The sequence below is a fragment of the Laedolimicola sp. genome, from assembly GCF_051972735.1.
GTDB classification, from domain to species: domain Bacteria; phylum Bacillota; class Clostridia; order Lachnospirales; family Lachnospiraceae; genus Laedolimicola; species Laedolimicola intestinihominis.
In genome coordinates, this window is record NZ_JBOKYU010000013.1 from 31,140 (window position 1) to 48,491 (window position 17,352).

Consider the following 17,352-nt stretch of genomic DNA (forward strand, 5'->3'; position numbering starts at 1 on the left):
GATCTTACACACATGAGACATACGATTTATCGCAGAGCCATCGCCATCCTGGTGGTTCTGCTTGTATTTGCGCAGATGGGCCAGGTGGCTTTTTCTTATCATCAGAAGCAGAAGGAGGCGGCGGAGGCCGGGCAGGACATGGAGCAAAAAGCGCTGACTCTGTGGTATACTGACGAGAAGCTGAACAGCTATCTGGTGCAGACAGCGGCTGATTATAAAAAACAGACCGGCGTGGATGTCACATTGCAGCTTGTCACGGCGGTGGACTATATCGAGCATATCAACACGGCCAGTATCTCCGATCTGGGCGGCCCGGATCTTTTTGTGGTGTCCAGCGAGCTTCTGGAGAAAGCCCGTCTGGCAGGACTGACGGTGGAAAATGACAGCTTTACGGAGCAGGAGTTTTCGAAGGATTTCCCGGCGAAGGCCCTTGACGCGGCCACCTGCGGCGGAAAGCTGATGGCGTATCCTTTCTATTTTGAGACCTGTTTCCTGCTGTACAATAAGAACTACGCAGACAGCGCCCCGTCCACCATCGACGAGATTCTGGATTACGCGGACAATTACGAGGCGACGGATGCCACGGAGAAGGTGGAAAATATCTTCAAATGGAATGTGGCGGATATTTTCTCGAACTTTTTCTTTATATCGAATTATGTAAACCTTGGCGGCGAAACCGGGGATGATCCCACGCAGGTTTCTCTGGATGCCCAGGAGGTCAAAGACTGCCTGGCCTACTACCAGAGCCTGAACGCTTTCTTTGCCATTGATGCGGATGAGGTTACTACGGACAATGTGCTGCAGGAGTTCATCGACGGCAAGACCGTGTATACCATCGCGAAGACCGACGCCATTGCCCAGATTGATGCGGTGGCAGACAGCTATTTCTATGGCATCGCGGAGGTGCCGAACCTGACGGACGAGTTGTCCACCAAGGGTCTGTCTGTCACCAACTCTGTAGTAGTCAACGCTTATTCCAAGGAGCGTGATACCGCGAAAGAATTTGCGCGTTTTCTGACCTATGACAAGGCAGATGAGCTTTATGCCATGTCCAATAAAATGCCGGTGCGCCTGGGTGTCAGCTATGAAAATCCGGAGATGTCGGTATTGCTTGACCAGTACGAGAATTCCGTGGAGGTTCCGAAGCTGACTGATTTAAGCAACTACTGGATCGAGATGGAGATTGCCTTTGCGAATATCTGGAAGGGCAATGACGTCAATACAGAAGTGGATTCCGTAACCCGGAAAATCATGTCCCAGCTTCAGGCGACGGAATAATACAGGAATAAGAACATCCAGTCATGGAAAGACTAAACCTTACTTACAGAACAGGAAAGGAAGTCTTTGTCATGATTGGATTTTTTATTGCCCTTTTATCCGGGGCGCTGATGAGCGTTCAGGGCGTCTTCAATACGGAGGTCACAAAGATGAGCAGCATATGGACCTCTGCGGCTTGGGTGCAGCTGTCAGCCCTTATTACCTGCCTCATTGCCTGGGGGCTGTCGGATCGGAAAAATCCGCTGACCATCCTTCAGGTGACGCCGAAGTACATGCTGCTGGGCGGTGTCATCGGAGCCTTTATCACATTTACAGTCATTAAAAGCATGGACGCCCTGGGACCTGCGAAGGCAGTGATGCTGATTGTCATTGCTCAGCTGCTGGCGGCCTATCTGATTGAGCTGGCAGGGATCTTTGGCGTGGAAAAGGCTGATTTTTCCTGGCGGAAGGTCATTGGCATGGCGGCAGCTATCGTGGGCGTCGCAGTGTTTCAGTGGGAGTAGGAATGCAAAATCCCATCGGCGAAGCCGATTTTCATGGATTTTGCAGTTATAACTGTGAAGGAACTGAACAGTTATGACTTAAAAAAGAACTTGTATTCTTGCCCAATCTCCGCTAAAATGAAGATAGTCTGTATCGGAGGGGACCCGCCTATTTTCAGAAAGGCGGAAAAATGAGATATCGACAGGAAAGAAAAAAACTTCTTTGGATGATGGTTCTGCTTGCGCTGTGCCTGACCGGCTGCGGGAAAAAGGCGGCGGTCTATGACAGTGCGGCGGAGGAGACTGTGACGGAAGGGACGACAGCGGAGGCGGCGGATTCGGAAGAGGAAGAGGCAGCGTCCGTCTGGGTTTACGTCTGCGGAGAGGTGAGAACTCCCGGAGTTTACGAACTGCCGGAGGGCAGCCGGATTACCGACGCGGTGGAGGCAGCCGGCGGTATGACGGAAGGCGCGGCCGGGACGTATCTGAATCTGGCGGAGACGGTATCTGACGGGCAGAAGATCGAGGTACCCTCGGTGGAAATGGCACAGACGCTTGAGGAAGCCGCGGCAGAGGGCACATCCGGGTTAGTGAACCTGAACCGGGCCACCGAGGCCGAACTTATGACACTTTCCGGGATTGGCGAATCCAAGGCAAAGGAGATTATCCGTTATCGGGAATCAAAGGGCGGATTTCAGAAGCCGGAGGATTTGATGAATATTCCGGGTATTAAAGAGGGCGTTTTTAACAAAATCAGAGACCAGATAACGGTTTGAGACTGAATAAAAAAAGATAACGAGGCGGGAAGCATGGGAAAGAAAGTATTAGTTGTCGACGATGAAAAATTAATTGTGAAGGGACTGCGGTTTAGTCTGGAACAGGATGATATGGAAGTTGACTGTGCCTACGACGGCGAGGAAGCGCTGGAATATGCCAGAGCGAAGGAGTATGATATTGTACTCCTGGATGTGATGCTGCCGAAGCTGGACGGCTTTCAGGTCTGCCAGCAGATCCGGGAGTTCTCCAATATGCCGATTATCATGCTGACAGCCAAGGGCGATGATATGGATAAGATTCTGGGGCTGGAGTATGGAGCGGACGATTACATCACGAAGCCCTTTAACATTCTGGAGATTAAGGCCCGTATGAAGGCCATTATGCGGCGTACCGGCGGTACGGAAAAGGAGAAAAAGGGCAAGGTGGTCGAGGCTGCGGATCTGAAGCTCGATCTGGACAGCCGCCGCCTTTTTATCGGCGGTCGGGAAATTAATCTGACGGCCAAAGAATTCGACCTGCTGGAGCTGATGGTGCTGAATCCGGGCAAGGTCTACAGCCGGGAGAATCTTCTGAATACGGTCTGGGGCTATGAATACCCGGGCGACGTGCGGACTGTGGATGTCCATATCCGGAGACTCCGCGAGAAAATTGAGTCCAATCCGAGCGAGCCGAAATACGTGCATACGAAGTGGGGTGTGGGTTATTATTTCCAGGCATAAAGTCGTATTTACATATTTTAAGAGTCTGAAATTTCGGATCCTGCTGGTGCTGCTGGCAGTGGGCTGGCTTCCCATGATTCTGATGTCGGCCAGTATCTTAAGGAGTTATCGGGATCGGGCCATCTCCGTGCGCAGCACGGAGGTGCAGAATCAGTGTAAAATTTTATCCAATCAGTTATTAAGCTATAATTATATGGAGGATCCGTCCACGGAGCTGATCGACGGCGAGCTGGCTCAGCTGGCCAGTCTTTACGACGGACGGATCATTATCATTGATCAGGATTTCCGCGTTATTAAGGATACTTACGGTCTGATTGAAAATAAGTATGTGGTATCTGAGGAGGTTATCCGCTGCTTTAAGGGGGAAACCACGAACCAGCTGTCGGAAAAACGGTTTATTGAAATGACCGTGCCGGTGCGCGCCGGAGATTCCAACAAGGTGCAGGGCGTACTGCTGGTCAGTGTATCCACGGACAGCATCTGGGATAATCTGGAAACCCTGACCAGCAATACCTGGGTATTTACCCTAGTGTATGGCATCCTGGTGACCATGGCGGCTATTTTGCTGTCCATTTTGCTGGTGCGGCCCATTCAACGGATTATTCTGGAACTCCATGAGATTTCCAGCGGTCATTCCAACGAGGATTTGATGGTAAAGACCTATGCGGAGACTGAAGAGATTTCCGAGGAGTTCAATAAAATCGTGACGCAGATGCGGACCCTGGATGAATCACGGCAGGAGTTCGTGTCCAATGTGTCCCATGAACTGAAGACGCCGCTGACGTCCATGAAGGTGCTGGCGGATTCCCTGCTTACCCAGGACGAGGTACCAAACGAGCTTTACAAGGAGTTTATGGGCGATATCGCTGAGGAGATTGAGCGGGAAAATAAGATCATTACCGATCTGCTGGCCCTGGTGAAGATGGATAAGAAGGCAGCCAGTCTGAACATCGAGAAAGTGGATATCAACGATCTGCTGGAACTGATTTTAAAAAGACTTCGCCCCATCGCGGCCAGAAAGAATATCGAGGTGGTACTGGAGAGCTTTCGTCCTGTAACGGCGGAAGTGGATGAGAGCCGCCTGTCTCTGGCCTTTACGAATCTGGTGGAGAATGCCATTAAGTATAATAAGGAAAATGGCTGGGTACACGTGTCTCTGGACGCAGATCACAAGTTCTTCTATGTGAAGATTATGGATTCCGGCCAGGGCATCCCGGAGGAGTCCCTGGACTATATCTTTGAGCGGTTTTACCGGGTGGATAAGTCCCATTCCAGCGAGATAGACGGAACAGGACTGGGACTGGCCATCGCGAAAAGCGCGGTGCTGGTTCACAAAGGGGCTATCAAGGTATCCAGTGAGGTGGGTGTGGGAACTACCTTCTCGGTACGAATTCCGCTGAATTATATTGCCTGAGACAGGAGCAAGGAATGAAAGAAAAGAGAAAACAGAGTATCCGTCTGTGTGGGCTTCTGAGCCTTTTACTGCTTCTGGCACTGCTGGGTGGCTGTAAGAAAAAGGAAAATACAGAGGCAAAAACAGACGAAAAAGGATATCAGATCTATTATCTGAATAAAGATGAAACAGCTACGGCGACAGTGAATTATCAGCCGGAGGCAAAGGATACAGACGGATTGATTCAGGAGCTGCTCAAGAAGCTTGCCACGACGCCGGAGGGCGGTTCCCTGGAAGCTGTGCTGACAGACAGCGTTTTTGTGACAGATTATACGCTGGACAATGGGCAGCTGACCCTGCATTTCGATCCGGCTTATCAGGATATGGATTGGATTCGGGAGATTCTCTGCCGCTCCGCAGTGGTGCGGACGCTCTGCCAGATTCCGGATGTGGAGTATGTGTCATTTCTGATTGGGGATAATCCTCTGATGGATTTGGACAAAAATCCGGTGGGACAGATGAACGCGGACAGCTTTGTGGAAAACACCGGCGACGCCATCAATGAGGAGACCGTCACTACACTGACCCTGTATTTTGCCAATAAGAGCGGGGACAAGCTGGTGAAGGAAAAGGTCAATGTGACCGGCAGCAGTAATATTTCTGTGGAGAAGCTGGTGGTGGAGAGTCTGATTCGAGGTCCGGTATCTGGGGATACGGATTATCCGACTCTGCCGTCCGGTACAAAGATCTTAAGCATTTCTACGAAGGATGGAATCTGTTATGTAAACCTGAACGATGGATTCCTGGAGCAGGGATACAATGTAACAGAGGCAGTTACCATCTACTCCATTGTGGATTCCCTGACGGAGCTGTCGGGAATCAGCAAGGTACAGATTCTGGTCAATGGAGAGACGGATCTGGTCTACAAGGAGAGTATGCGGCTGGATACCATCTATGAACGGAATCTGGATATTATCGAACAGGGGGAATAGCCTCTGCATGAATCGGTCATTTTAGCGGTTCTGCGAATATGATTTGGAGTGAATGAAAATAAGAAAGCGGCCTTTATGTCTGACGGCGCTTGCCCTTGCAGTGGTGCTGCTGTGTCTTCCGGCGGAGCTTTTCAGAAAAGCTTCACCGGATGCCACAGCTCATCCGGAGATTCTCACCGGCACCATCTGCCGGATGGAACCGGGCGGCATGACTGTCTGGCTTACCAAAACCAATTATCCGGACGCCGGGATCATCCTAGTGTCCTTCGAAGCCGAACCTTCAGTTTCTATCGGCAATACCATACGAATTGAGAATTATTTTAAAATACGAAAGCCGGAAGCCCCCACCAATCCGGGGCAGTTTGACGCAAAACTCTATTATCAGACAAAGGGAATCGGGCTATTATGCTATGCGAAGGATGCGACGGTCATCCGGGACGATGTGCGGTGGATGGCGCAATTACTGTATGAATTGCAGGAGAGCTTAAGCGCCCGTGTCCGAGGCATATTTCCTGTGGACAAAAGCGGCGTCCTGGAGGCCATGCTGCTGGGAAATAAGACAGATCTGGAGGCGGAGACCAAAAGCCTGTACCAGAAAAGCGGCATTTCCCATCTGCTGGCTATCTCCGGCCTGCATGTATCCGTATTCGGCATGACGCTTTACCGTTTTTTAAGGAAAATGGGCGGTTCACTGCGAAGCTCGGGAGCGTTATCTCTTTTTGTCGTACTGTTTTACGGCTTTCTGACCGGTATGGGAACCTCTGCCTGCCGGGCTGTGGTGATGTTCGCGCTTCTGATAATCGGGGAAATGCTGGGGAAAAGCTATGATATGCTGACGGCCCTGGCCTTTGGGGCAATTCTGCTGCTTTTGCGGCAGCCACTGTATGTGCGCAGCGCCTCATTTTTGTTGTCCTTCGGGGCCGTGGCAGGCATCGGCCTGATTTTCCCGGCCCTGAAAGCATTGTTTCTGCCAAAGAACCGCAGATGGGCGAAACTGGTGGAACCGCTGCTTTTGAGCCTTTCCATTCAGATGATGACCCTGCCTGTATTGGAATATTTTTACAGCGAAATTCCGCTGTATGGGACGCTGTTAAATCTGGTGGTGATTCCTTTGATGACCGTGGTGATGTTCACAGGAATTCTGGCTGTGGGGATAAGCTTTGTGCTGCCGGGCGTGGCGCGTGCTCCGGCTTTTCTATGTGGGGCAATTCTGGAATTCTATGAGCGGCTGGGAACGGCATCGCTTCGGCTTCCCGGAGCGGTGTTTACCTGTGGACAGCCAAAGATCTGGCAGATGGCGGGATATTACACAGGACTGGTTGTTTTTCTGTTCTGGCGTTATCAACTGAAAGAGCGGAAAAAACGAAGAATGGGGCAGATAAACGATCCGGATATCCGGCAGGAAGAAGCGGAGCGGGCGGAGCCGCACCGGCGGATCCTGCAGGCAGGCAGCACGGCAGTGCTTGGGATTTTATTGCTTTTCCTGACACTGCGGCTGCATTCCGGTTTTCAGCTGGTGATGCTGGATGTGGGGCAGGGCGACGGCATCTACCTGCGGACCGCAGCCGGAACGACGATTCTGATTGACGGCGGCAGTACCAGTGTGACGAAGGTGGGAACCTACCGGATTCTGCCCTTTTTGAAATCGGAAGGAGTCGGAAGATTGGACTATATTGTGGTAACCCATACGGATGAGGACCATATTTCCGGCATAAAGGAGCTATTGGAGACTGCGTCGGAGCCCGGCGGTCTGCGGATTGGTACGCTGCTTTTATCCGGGCGCTCCATGGAAGAGGAAAAGGGGCAGCGGCTGATGGAAAATGCCAGGGAAAGCGGCGTGACAGTGCAGAAAATTGAGAAAGGGGCGGTGCTGCGGGATGGTTTGACAGAACTAACCTGCCTGCATCCGGATGGGACGAAAGCCTACGCGGATGTGAACGAAGCCTCTGTGGTGCTGGCGCTTCGGTATCAGGAGTTTTCGGTGATGCTGACCGGGGATCTGGAAGAGACGGGAGAGCGGGAGATTCTGGAGCGGGAGCAGAAGCATGGCGGCAAGGAATGGCCGCCATACGGCTTTGCGGTTCTGAAAGCCGGGCATCACGGATCCAGAACCTCCGGCAGCGAAGCGTGGTTAGAGGCAGTGAAGCCGCGCCTGACCCTGATTTCCTGCGGAAGGGATAACTCCTACGGGCATCCGCACAGGGAGGCGCTGGAACGGCTGGATGCGGCGGGCAGCAAAATTTTGCAGACGACAGAGTGTGGAGCCATTACGGTGGAAAGTGATGGGAAAGACTTTCGGGTACATGCTTATTTACAATAAAAATTTATTTACTGTATTTCATAATCAGCAATTCCACACTGAGTGTATCCGTAATCTTACCGGTCTTCACATCCTCTTCCGCCTGCACGCAGTCCTGCACGGCGGTCTTCAGCTGATCTGTGGTAAAGCTTTTGGCCTGGGTCATGCATCTTCCGGCCACAAAGGGCGCGATTTTTGCCCGGGAAGCAATCGCTGCTTTATCATAACCCTTAGCAGCCAGGCTCTTGACCAGTAAAAGCTGATTGAACTGGCGGGCAATGAGAAACAGGATGCGCATGGGCGGCTCTTTTAAGGAAAGCAGATCGTAGTAGAGATCCAGCGCCTTTTTCTGATTCTTTTCAGCCAGGGCGCGGATCATCTCAAAAATCTGTCCGGTGGTCTGTACGGTACAGATGTCATTCACATCCTGGGAGGTAATCACGTCCCGGCCTTCTGTGTAGGAGAGCAGCTTTTCCAGCTCTGTGGAAATGTTTTCCATATCGATGCCGGTGCGCTCCAGAAAGAGCTGCAGAGTGGACTCGGTGATTTTTTTATTTTCCTTTTTCAGGGTGCCCAGGATCCATTTCATCAGGGTACGCTCGTCCTGGGTCTGGAATTCAATGACGCGGCCCTGCTTCTGAACGGCCTTGTAGAGCCGGTTCCGCTTGTCTGCTTCCGTTTCCACGAAGATGATGCAGGTGGTGTCAGGCATCTTCGGAAGGTAGTCGGCCAGCTCGTCGCATTTATTCTTGAAAAAGCCGCTGTCCTCAATGAGAATCAGACGCCGTTCGGCAAAAAAAGGCAGGGTGTCTGCCAGACTGATAACCTCCGCCGGGATGATATTCTTACCCTCAAAGCGGGAGAAATTCATAGTGTCGGAAGGGTCGCAGAGAGCCTGCGCCAGCCGGTTCTTATACTGGTTGCGTAAATAAGCCTCTTCCCCGCAGAACAGGTAGGCGGTTTTGAAATTGCCGTTCTTGATATCCTCCGCCAGCATTTTCATAGGAGACACCTCATTTCCAAAAAAAAGAGACCCAAATGACGGAATGGGTCTCTTTTTAAGATTCGTCTATCTCAATTAAGCGATGCTGTTTACAGCCTTGGTCAGACGGGAAATCTTACGGGAAGTTGTGTTCTTGTGGTAAACTCCCTTGGAAGTAGCCTTGCTCATGGTAGCGATAGCAGCCTTTAAGCAAGCCTTTGCAGTCTCAACATCCTTTGCGGCAACTGCAGCGTCTACTTTCTTGATTGCGGTCTTAACCTCAGACTTGATAGCCTTATTTCTGGCTGTTCTAGTCTCGGCAACCTGAATTCTCTTCTTTGCAGATTTAATGTTAGCCAATCCGTACACCTCCAAACCATGTTTTAAAATAAGCTTATTTTTACATGTTCCGTAAAAGCCGGACACGGACGTCTTTACAAAACATACTCATATATTTTAGGACAGGAATAACGTTATGTCAATACATATTTCTGAAAAAAACGCAAAAAATAAAAAGAAATAGCGTAAGACGTGAAAACAGGAGGAAACGGGATGAGTGAATTTCAGGTGCGGACGGATCTGGCGCTGGAGGCCAGAGAGCGGTTTGAGGAGGATGTGGAAATCCGTGGCGTAGCCGTGGAAGAGTCCTACGACGAGCGGCGGGACATCCGGGTAACGGTAGTCCGGATTCAGACAGAAAATGGGGCGAAGGCCATGGGAAAGCCCATCGGTACCTACATTACACTGGAAGCGCCCCGGATGTCGGAGCCGGACGAGGATTATCACCGGGAGGTGTCGGAGAAGCTGGCAGAATATCTGAAAAAGCTTCTGGATGTGAAAAATGAGAAATCTGTGCTGGTGGTGGGTCTGGGCAACCGGGAAGTGACGCCGGACGCCCTGGGACCGGAGGTGGCCGGTCATCTGCGCGTTACCCGTCATGTGGTGCGGGAATATGGCAAGACTGCGTTTGCGAAGGAAAAGGTGCATCTGGTCAGCGCCATTGTTCCCGGCGTGATGGCACAGACCGGTATGGAGACCCTGGAGGTGGTGCAGGGCATCGTGGCCGAGACAAAGCCGGATTATGTGGTAGTCATTGATGCCCTGGCGGCCCGCAGCAGCAAGCGCCTGAATCGGACCATCCAGCTGTCCGACGCAGGCATTCAGCCCGGTTCCGGAGTGGGCAATCACAGGAACAGTCTGTCAAAGGAGACGATTGGTGTCCCGGTGCTGGCCATCGGTGTGCCAACCGTGGTGGACGCGGCAACTATTGTCTACGATGCTACGGGCGATCGAAGGAGCGTGCCGCCGGGATTGAACGGCATGTTCGTAACTCCGAAGAATGTGGACGAGATGATCCGCCGCTTAAGCTTTACCATTTCCGAGGCCCTGAATCTGGCTCTGTCCTGACATAAGCGTGTCCGGTGGCTCATATACTGAAAACAGTATGGGGGAATGAACGCGTGAGAAAACAAAGCAGCAGGAAAATCGGAAAAGCCATAAACGGCCTGGTCTGGCTCCTGATCGTCGGCATGGGACTTTACATCCTGTGCAGCAGCGTCAGAGTCAGGCCCCTTCGAAAGCTTTCTTATATCTGGAAAGCAGGTCTTCTGGAAATGGAGGGAGATCTGCAGCGGGCGGCCACGAAAACCCTGTATCCGGCCCTGGTTTACACGGCGTCCGGTGGCGGGGCCAAAGCGGACAGTCTGGAGGAATGGGTGTTGGAGCGCGCGGTGAGCATCATTCCCCTCTACGGTTTTCTGACCGGACAGCAGGATTACACCCCTGCCATCGAGAGCACCGCAGCATATGAAATTCTGATTCAGGGCGGCGTCCATGATGAAAACGAGATCAACCAGGAGACCGGAGAGGCCTTCGACCTGGCGGAGCAGGTGGAAGAAGAAAATCAGCAGGCAACAGAACCGGAACCGGACGGGGAATCTAAAGCGGATCTGGGGGAAGTGCCGTCAGAACCCTCCGTGCAGGGACGGGAATACAGTGCCGCAGAGCTCTCCGATTTTGATTTTCTGAAAAACAATTTCTATATAATAGAAAGTAACACGGATATCAGCAGTGATCTTCTGAATGCCGGCGCCCTGCTTTCCATGGACATGACCCTGCAGCAGGACAGCAGCGCCCCCCAGATTCTGATTTATCATACACATTCCCAGGAGGGCTTTGCAGATTCCGTGGAGGGTGACGTACGCACCACCATCGTAGGCGTGGGCGACCGCCTGACGGAAATCCTGCGGGAACGCTTTGGGTATAACGTGATACATAATACGAATGTCTATGATTATATGGACGGCGAACTGGATCGGAATCGTGCCTATACACTGGCAGCGGAGGATGTGAAGCGGATTCTGGCGGAAAATCCGTCCATCGAAGTGCTGATAGATCTGCACCGGGATGGTGTAAATGAAGACACCCATCTGGTGACAGAGGTGGACGGAAAACCCACGGCCCAGTTCATGTTCTTCAACGGCTTAAGCTACAGCAGGCGGAACGGCCCCATATCTTATCTGTATAATCCTTATATCGGGGAAAATCTGGCGCTGTCTCTGCAGCTAAAGCTTGCCTGTGAAAAGTATTATCCGGGCGTCAGCCGCAAAATCTATCTGAAGAGTCTGCGTTACAATCTGCACCTGCGGCCCAAGTCCCTGCTTGTGGAAGCAGGAGCTCAGACCAACACCCTGGAGGAAATGATGAACGCTATGGATCCCCTGGCGGAGGTGCTTTACCAGGTGTTAGGCAATCCTAAATAGCATAAACTAACCGGAATGTCAATGACTTTTTCGCGGCTAAATCGACAATAATTATCAATAAGAACGGTTAGTCTTGCCTTTGAAAAAGAGCATGCTATAATAAGCCTGTCCAAAAGATAAAAGACGAAGACATCATTGCGGACATTGTAAAACCAATACGGTTCATAAACAATAAGCATACGAATAAGAGGAGGAAATTAAGATGCTGAAATTAAAGAATGTTGACTGGAAGAAGACTGGAATTTTCGCTGCAGGTGTGCTGTTTGGCACCGCAGGTATCAAGGCACTGTCAAGCGATGACGCTAAGAATGTATATACGAACTGCACCGCAGCCGTACTTCGCGCGAAGAGCTGCGTCATGAAGACTGCGGCTGTGATCCAGGAGAACGCAGAGGACATCTACGCCGGCGCAAAGCAGATCAATGAGGAGCGCGAGGCAGCCGCAGAGGCAGCAGTTGTGGCAGACGCTGAGGCAGAGGAAGCTGCAGAGACAACTGAGGAGACAGAGGCGTAAATCCATGAAGTTCATCATCAGGCATGAAATCAGAGGCAGAATCCGTGTTCAGGCCTGCGTGCGCCGTATGAGCATCGAAGAGGCGGATACTCTTCAGTATTATCTGGACACACGGGATTTTGTAACTTCGGCAAAAATACAGCGCAATACTCTGAGCATCGTGATTTATTATACGGGGGATCGGCAGCAGGTGCTGACGGCTCTTCGGAACTTCCGTTATGAAAATGTGAACGTTCCCCAGGCGGTATTCCAAAGCTCCGGCAGAGCATTGAACGAGGAGTACTGGGAGAAGCTGGTGAACAGCGTCATCATGCGCGCGGGAAGCAAGCTGTTTCTGCCCTATCCGATCCGCGCCGGCATTGCATTTGTAAAATCATGGAAATATCTGTGGGAGGGCGCGAAGACCCTGGCTCAGGGTAAGATGGAGGTTCCGGTGCTGGATGCCACCGCCATCGGCGTGTCCGTATTCCGGGGCGATTTTGATACCGCAGGCTCCGTCATGTTCCTGCTTGGCATCGGTGAGATCCTGGAGGAGTGGACCCACAAGAAGTCCGTGGGCGATCTGGCCCGCAGCATGTCCCTGAACATTGAAAAGGTGTGGCTCTTAAGCGACGGCCAGGAGGTTCTGGTGGATTCTTCTTCCATTCAGGAAAAAGATCTGGTTGTCATCCATATGGGAAATGTGGTACCATTTGATGGAACGGTGGAAGCAGGCGAGGGTATGGTGAACCAGTCCTCCCTGACCGGTGAATCTGTTCCTGTGGCCAAGGCTCCGGGAGCGTCGGTCTACGCCGGAACCGTTCTGGAGGAAGGCGAGCTGACCATCCGTGTCAAAGTGGGAAGCGGCGCAAGCAAGTATGATCGCATCGCGGCCATGATCGAGGAGTCTGAAAAGCTGAAATCATCCGTGGAGGGCAAGGCAGAGCATCTGGCTGACAAGCTGGTTCCCTACACCCTGGCGGGTGCGGCGGCCACCTGGTTTTTCACCCGTAATATGACGAAGACCCTGGCCGTACTCATGGTGGATTTCTCCTGCGCGCTGAAGCTGGCGATTCCCATCTCTGTGCTGTCCGCCATTCGTGAGGCGGGCGCGGAGCATGTGACCGTCAAGGGCGGCAAGTACCTGGAGGCTGTGGCAGAGGCGGACACCATCGTCTTTGACAAGACCGGTACCCTGACAAAGGCCTGCCCCACCGTGGCAGAGGTGGTTCCCTTTAACGGCGAGAGTCCGGACGAGCTTCTTCGCCTGGCTGCCTGCCTGGAGGAGCACTTCCCCCATTCCATGGCGAAAGCAGTTGTGGACGCCGCCAGGGCGCGCAACCTGAACCATGAAGAAAAGCATTCGAAAGTAGAATATATTGTGGCACACGGCATTTCTACGACAGTAGAAGGGAAGAAAGCGATTATCGGAAGCTATCATTTCGTATTCGACGATGAGAAATGTGTCCTTCCGGCCGGAACCGAGGAGAAGTTTAACGCGCTCCCGGCTGAGTATTCCCATCTCTATCTGGCGGTAGAGGGCGAGCTGGCAGCCGTCATCTGCATCGAGGACCCCATTCGTCCCGAGGCGCCGGCTGTAATTCAGGCCCTGAAGGACGCAGGCATCTCCAAGGTAGTCATGATGACCGGAGACAGCGAGCGGACAGCCAGAGCCGTAGCGGCCAAGGTGGGCGTAGACGAGTTCTTCGCAGAGGTTCTGCCGGAGGACAAGGCGCGCTTCGTAGAGGAAGAGAAGGCAAAGGGCCGCAGGGTCATGATGATCGGCGACGGCATCAACGATTCCCCGGCACTGTCTGCGGCAGACGTAGGCATCGCTATCAGCGACGGAGCGGAGATTGCCCGGGAAATCGCAGACGTGACCGTGGGCGCAGAGGATCTGTGGCAGCTGGTAGCCTTAAAGCACATCGGTAACGGCCTGATGAAGCGGATTCATAAGAATTACCGGACCATCGTGGGCTTCAATACCGGCCTCATCGTTCTGGGTGTAGCCGGAATCTTGCAGCCGACCACCTCCGCACTGCTTCACAATACATCCACACTTGTGATAAGCTTAAACAGCATGAAGCCCTTATGTAAATAGGGTATGCTGATAATAGACCGGAAAGCGGGCGTTTTTTACGCACCCGCTTTTTGGCGTTTTATGAATTAGATAAAACTAACCCAGATAACGGAGGAATTTTTGAATGACAACATTTGACCAGAGTAAAATCCGCAATTTCTGTATTATTGCTCACATCGACCACGGAAAATCCACCCTGGCGGACCGCATCATCGAGCAGACCGGTCTTCTGACCAGCCGGGAGATGCAGGCCCAGGTGCTGGACAATATGGATCTGGAGCGGGAGCGCGGAATCACCATCAAGGCCCAGACCGTCCGCACTGTATACAAGGCCAAGGACGGCGAGGAGTATATCTTCAACCTCATCGATACACCGGGCCATGTGGACTTTAACTACGAGGTATCCCGAAGCCTGGCGGCCTGCGACGGCGCCATCCTGGTGGTGGACGCGGCCCAGGGTATCGAAGCCCAGACACTGGCAAATGTGTATCTGGCGCTCGACCACGATCTGGACGTGATCCCGGTTATCAACAAGATCGACCTGCCCAGCGCCGAGCCCCAGCGGGTCATCGACGAGATTGAGGATGTCATCGGCCTGGAGGCCCAGGACGCGCCCCAGATTTCTGCGAAAACCGGTCTGAATGTGGATCAGGTGCTGGAAGCCATCGTGCATAAAATACCGGCTCCCACGGGCGACCCGAACGCGCCCCTGAAGGCCCTGATTTTCGATTCCGTATACGATTCCTATAAGGGCGTTATTATTTTCTGTCGAATTAAAGAGGGTACGGTGAAGAAGGGAACCACCATCCGCATGATGGCCACCGGAGCCGAGGAAGAGGTCGTGGAGGTAGGCTACTTCGGCGCAGGCCAGTTCATTCCCTGCGACGAGTTGTCTGCTGGCATGGTAGGCTACGTGACAGCCAGCATCAAAAATGTCCGGGACACCCGTGTAGGTGATACGATTACCGACCGGGATAATCCCTGCGACGCGCTGCTGCCGGGCTACAAGAAGGTTCTGCCCATGGTGTACTGCGGTCTCTATCCGGCGGATGGAGCCAAGTATCCGGATCTCCGTGACGCCCTGGAGAAGCTGCAGTTAAACGATGCTTCCCTCCAGTTTGAGCCGGAGACATCTATTGCATTGGGATTTGGTTTCCGCTGCGGATTCCTGGGACTACTCCATCTGGAAATCATCCAGGAGCGTCTGGAGAGAGAATACAACCTGGACCTGGTAACCACGGCTCCGGGCGTTATCTACAAGGTTTATAAGACCAACGGCGAGGTCATCGATCTGACGAACCCGTCCAATCTGCCCGACCCGTCGGAGATCGAGCATATGGAGGAGCCCTTCGTCAGCGCCGAGATCATGGTGACCACCGAGTTCATCGGTTCCATCATGGAGCTCTGCCAGGAGCGAAGGGGCATCTACCTTGGCATGGAATATATGGAGGAGACCCGTGCCCTGTTAAAATATGAGCTTCCGCTGAATGAGATCATCTATGACTTCTTCGACGCCCTGAAATCTCGTTCCAGAGGCTACGCGTCCTTCGACTATGAGATGAAGGGCTATGTGCAGGCCGATCTGGTGAAGCTGGATATCCTGATCAATAAGGAAGAAGTGGACGCCCTGTCCTTCATTGTCCACAGCAGTACTGCCTACGAGCGTGGCCGCAAAATGTGTGAGAAGCTGAAGGATGAGATTCCGCGTCATCTCTTTGAGATCCCGATTCAGGCAGCTGTGGGCGGCAAGGTCATCGCCCGTGAGACCGTCCGGGCCATGCGGAAAGACGTGCTGGCCAAGTGTTACGGCGGTGATATCAGCCGTAAGAAGAAGCTTCTGGAGAAGCAGAAGGAAGGAAAGAAGCGGATGCGCCAGGTGGGCAATGTGGAGATCCCACAGAAGGCCTTCATGAGCGTACTGAAGCTGGATGACAAATAGGATTGGCTGACATGAAAAAAAAGCTTGGTATCTATATTCACATTCCCTTCTGCGTGCGCAAATGCGCCTACTGCGATTTCCTCTCTGCCCCGGCGGACGAGACGACCCGGGCCGCGTATGTACGTGCGTTGAAGGAAGAAATCCGGTCAGCCGGAGACTTGAATGAAACATATGAGGGAGCGACCGTCTTTTTTGGAGGCGGCACGCCCTCTCTTCTGGCAGGAGAAGAGCTGGCAGGAATCCTCGACGAGGTTTCCCGGCGGCTTCTTTTGCGTCCCGATGTGGAGATTACGGTGGAGTGTAATCCGGGCACACTGAACAGGAAAAAGCTGGAAAATTATAAAGCGGCAGGCGTCAACCGCCTGAGTATCGGTTTACAGTCGGCGGACAACCGGGAACTGAAGATCCTGGGGCGTATTCACACCTGGGAGCAGTTCCGGGAGAATTACGCGCTGGTGCGGGAGCTTGGTTTTTCCAATGTAAATATCGACCTGATGTCCGCCTTGCCCGGACAGACCAGGGAGGACTGGCTGTCCACGCTTCAGAAGGTCACGGCGCTCGATCCGGAGCATATTTCCGCTTACAGCCTGATTATCGAGGAGGGTACGCCCTTTTACGAAAAATACAGGGAGAACGGGCCCCGGGAGTCGGAGCTTCCGGGCGAGGATCTGGATCGGATCATGTATGAGGACACGAAAGCATTTCTCCATGAAAAGGGCTATGAGCGCTACGAGATCTCCAACTATGCGAAGCCGGGCTGTGAATGCCGTCATAATCTGTCTTACTGGGAACGAACCGATTACAGGGGCTTCGGCATTGGCGCAGCGTCGCTTTTGAATGAAGTGCGCTACAAAAACAGCACCGATTTACAGGAATATCTGAAAGGCCATTTCACTTATGAAAGCGTGGAGCCCTTAAGCGCCGGGGACGCCCTGGAGGAAACCATGTTCCTGGGGCTTCGGGAAATGCGGGGTGTGGCCGTGACGGAACAGATTCGGAAAACATACGGTCCGGTACTGGAACGTCTGGTGCAGGAAGGGCTGCTGGAACGGGCTGACGGACGGGTTCGTCTGACGGATCGGGGCATCGATGTAAGCAATTACGCCCTGGCGGAATTCCTGCTGGAATAATTTTTTCTGGCTTCGAAGGAAAAAAC

15 protein-coding genes are annotated in these 17,352 nt (G+C 52.7%); 13 read left to right on the top strand and 2 right to left on the bottom strand.

Going from position 1 to position 17,352, the window contains the following annotated elements; translation table 11 throughout:
* Positions 1-12: 12 nt before the first annotated feature.
* The 7 genes from ACTRC3_RS05070 (at position 13) to ACTRC3_RS05100 (ending at position 7,961) form a co-directional block, all read left to right on the top strand.
* Entirely contained in the window at positions 13-1,278 is a 1,266-nt protein-coding gene (locus tag ACTRC3_RS05070) for a sugar ABC transporter substrate-binding protein (RefSeq protein ID WP_440322023.1), read from the top strand.
* Between the two features lie 71 nt (positions 1,279-1,349).
* Positions 1,350-1,781 carry a DMT family transporter gene (locus tag ACTRC3_RS05075; protein ID WP_440322025.1) on the top strand — a complete coding sequence of 144 codons (432 nt, stop codon included), beginning with the start codon at positions 1,350-1,352 and terminating at the stop codon, positions 1,779-1,781.
* A gap of 170 nt (positions 1,782-1,951) precedes the next feature.
* Positions 1,952-2,536, top strand: a complete 585-nt coding sequence (locus ACTRC3_RS05080; protein WP_178039559.1) for a helix-hairpin-helix domain-containing protein — start codon at positions 1,952-1,954, stop codon at positions 2,534-2,536.
* A 33-nt stretch (positions 2,537-2,569) separates the two neighbouring features.
* On the top strand, positions 2,570-3,256 hold the full coding sequence (locus tag ACTRC3_RS05085; RefSeq protein ID WP_178039560.1) for a response regulator: 687 nt from the start codon (positions 2,570-2,572) through the stop codon (positions 3,254-3,256).
* Positions 3,231-4,670: a sensor histidine kinase gene (locus ACTRC3_RS05090; RefSeq protein ID WP_440322028.1), complete on the top strand. Its 1,440-nt coding sequence runs from the start codon at positions 3,231-3,233 to the stop codon at positions 4,668-4,670. Before ACTRC3_RS05085 ends, ACTRC3_RS05090 begins: the two co-directional genes overlap by 26 nt.
* A gap of 14 nt (positions 4,671-4,684) precedes the next feature.
* On the top strand, positions 4,685-5,641 hold the full coding sequence (locus tag ACTRC3_RS05095; RefSeq protein WP_440322030.1) for a GerMN domain-containing protein: 957 nt from the start codon (positions 4,685-4,687) through the stop codon (positions 5,639-5,641).
* 52 nt (positions 5,642-5,693) lie between these two features.
* Complete coding sequence (locus tag ACTRC3_RS05100) at positions 5,694-7,961, top strand: ComEC/Rec2 family competence protein (protein WP_440322032.1); 2,268 nt, start codon at positions 5,694-5,696, stop codon at positions 7,959-7,961.
* 4 nt (positions 7,962-7,965) lie between these two features.
* Here ACTRC3_RS05100 and holA read toward each other — a convergent pair whose 3' ends face one another.
* Positions 7,966-8,943, bottom strand: coding sequence for a DNA polymerase III subunit delta (holA, locus tag ACTRC3_RS05105; protein WP_440322034.1), 978 nt, complete (start codon positions 8,941-8,943; stop codon positions 7,966-7,968).
* A 75-nt stretch (positions 8,944-9,018) separates the two neighbouring features.
* Positions 9,019-9,282 (bottom strand): 30S ribosomal protein S20, encoded by a 264-nt coding sequence (gene rpsT, locus ACTRC3_RS05110; RefSeq protein WP_158363809.1) that lies wholly within the window; start codon positions 9,280-9,282, stop codon positions 9,019-9,021.
* A gap of 192 nt (positions 9,283-9,474) precedes the next feature.
* On the opposite strand from rpsT, the gene gpr reads away from it, so the two are divergent.
* The 6 genes from gpr (at position 9,475) to hemW (ending at position 17,326) form a co-directional block, all read left to right on the top strand.
* Positions 9,475-10,329 carry a GPR endopeptidase gene (gene gpr / locus ACTRC3_RS05115; RefSeq protein WP_178039462.1) on the top strand — a complete coding sequence of 285 codons (855 nt, stop codon included), beginning with the start codon at positions 9,475-9,477 and terminating at the stop codon, positions 10,327-10,329.
* 53 nt (positions 10,330-10,382) lie between these two features.
* Complete coding sequence (gene spoIIP / locus ACTRC3_RS05120) at positions 10,383-11,684, top strand: stage II sporulation protein P (protein WP_440322036.1); 1,302 nt, start codon at positions 10,383-10,385, stop codon at positions 11,682-11,684.
* 202 nt (positions 11,685-11,886) lie between these two features.
* Entirely contained in the window at positions 11,887-12,198 is a 312-nt protein-coding gene (locus ACTRC3_RS05125; protein WP_178040118.1) for a DUF6110 family protein, read from the top strand.
* A 4-nt stretch (positions 12,199-12,202) separates the two neighbouring features.
* The gene (locus tag ACTRC3_RS05130; protein ID WP_440322038.1) at positions 12,203-14,278 is read left to right on the top strand and encodes a heavy metal translocating P-type ATPase; all 2,076 of its coding nucleotides are present in this window, start codon (positions 12,203-12,205) and stop codon (positions 14,276-14,278) included.
* Positions 14,279-14,381: 103 nt separating this feature from the next.
* Positions 14,382-16,196, top strand: a complete 1,815-nt coding sequence (gene lepA, locus ACTRC3_RS05135) for a translation elongation factor 4 (protein WP_440322040.1) — start codon at positions 14,382-14,384, stop codon at positions 16,194-16,196.
* A gap of 11 nt (positions 16,197-16,207) precedes the next feature.
* On the top strand, positions 16,208-17,326 hold the full coding sequence (hemW, locus tag ACTRC3_RS05140; RefSeq protein WP_440322042.1) for a radical SAM family heme chaperone HemW: 1,119 nt from the start codon (positions 16,208-16,210) through the stop codon (positions 17,324-17,326).
* Positions 17,327-17,352 lie beyond the last annotated feature (26 nt).

Excerpts from the sequence above, each read along its gene's own strand:
- ACTRC3_RS05070 (WP_440322023.1), top strand. The coding sequence starts at position 13 with ATGAGACATACGATTTATCGCAGAGCCATCGCCATCCTGGTGGTTCTG.
- ACTRC3_RS05075 (WP_440322025.1), top strand. The coding sequence starts at position 1,350 with ATGATTGGATTTTTTATTGCCCTTTTATCCGGGGCGCTGATGAGCGTT.
- ACTRC3_RS05080 (WP_178039559.1), top strand. The coding sequence starts at position 1,952 with ATGAGATATCGACAGGAAAGAAAAAAACTTCTTTGGATGATGGTTCTG.
- ACTRC3_RS05085 (WP_178039560.1), top strand. The coding sequence starts at position 2,570 with ATGGGAAAGAAAGTATTAGTTGTCGACGATGAAAAATTAATTGTGAAG.
- ACTRC3_RS05095 (WP_440322030.1), top strand. The coding sequence starts at position 4,685 with ATGAAAGAAAAGAGAAAACAGAGTATCCGTCTGTGTGGGCTTCTGAGC.
- ACTRC3_RS05100 (WP_440322032.1), top strand. The coding sequence starts at position 5,694 with ATGAAAATAAGAAAGCGGCCTTTATGTCTGACGGCGCTTGCCCTTGCA.
- holA (WP_440322034.1), bottom strand. The coding sequence starts at position 8,943 with ATGAAAATGCTGGCGGAGGATATCAAGAACGGCAATTTCAAAACCGCC.
- gpr (WP_178039462.1), top strand. The coding sequence starts at position 9,475 with ATGAGTGAATTTCAGGTGCGGACGGATCTGGCGCTGGAGGCCAGAGAG.
- ACTRC3_RS05125 (WP_178040118.1), top strand. The coding sequence starts at position 11,887 with ATGCTGAAATTAAAGAATGTTGACTGGAAGAAGACTGGAATTTTCGCT.
- ACTRC3_RS05130 (WP_440322038.1), top strand. The coding sequence starts at position 12,203 with ATGAAGTTCATCATCAGGCATGAAATCAGAGGCAGAATCCGTGTTCAG.
- lepA (WP_440322040.1), top strand. The coding sequence starts at position 14,382 with ATGACAACATTTGACCAGAGTAAAATCCGCAATTTCTGTATTATTGCT.
- hemW (WP_440322042.1), top strand. The coding sequence starts at position 16,208 with ATGAAAAAAAAGCTTGGTATCTATATTCACATTCCCTTCTGCGTGCGC.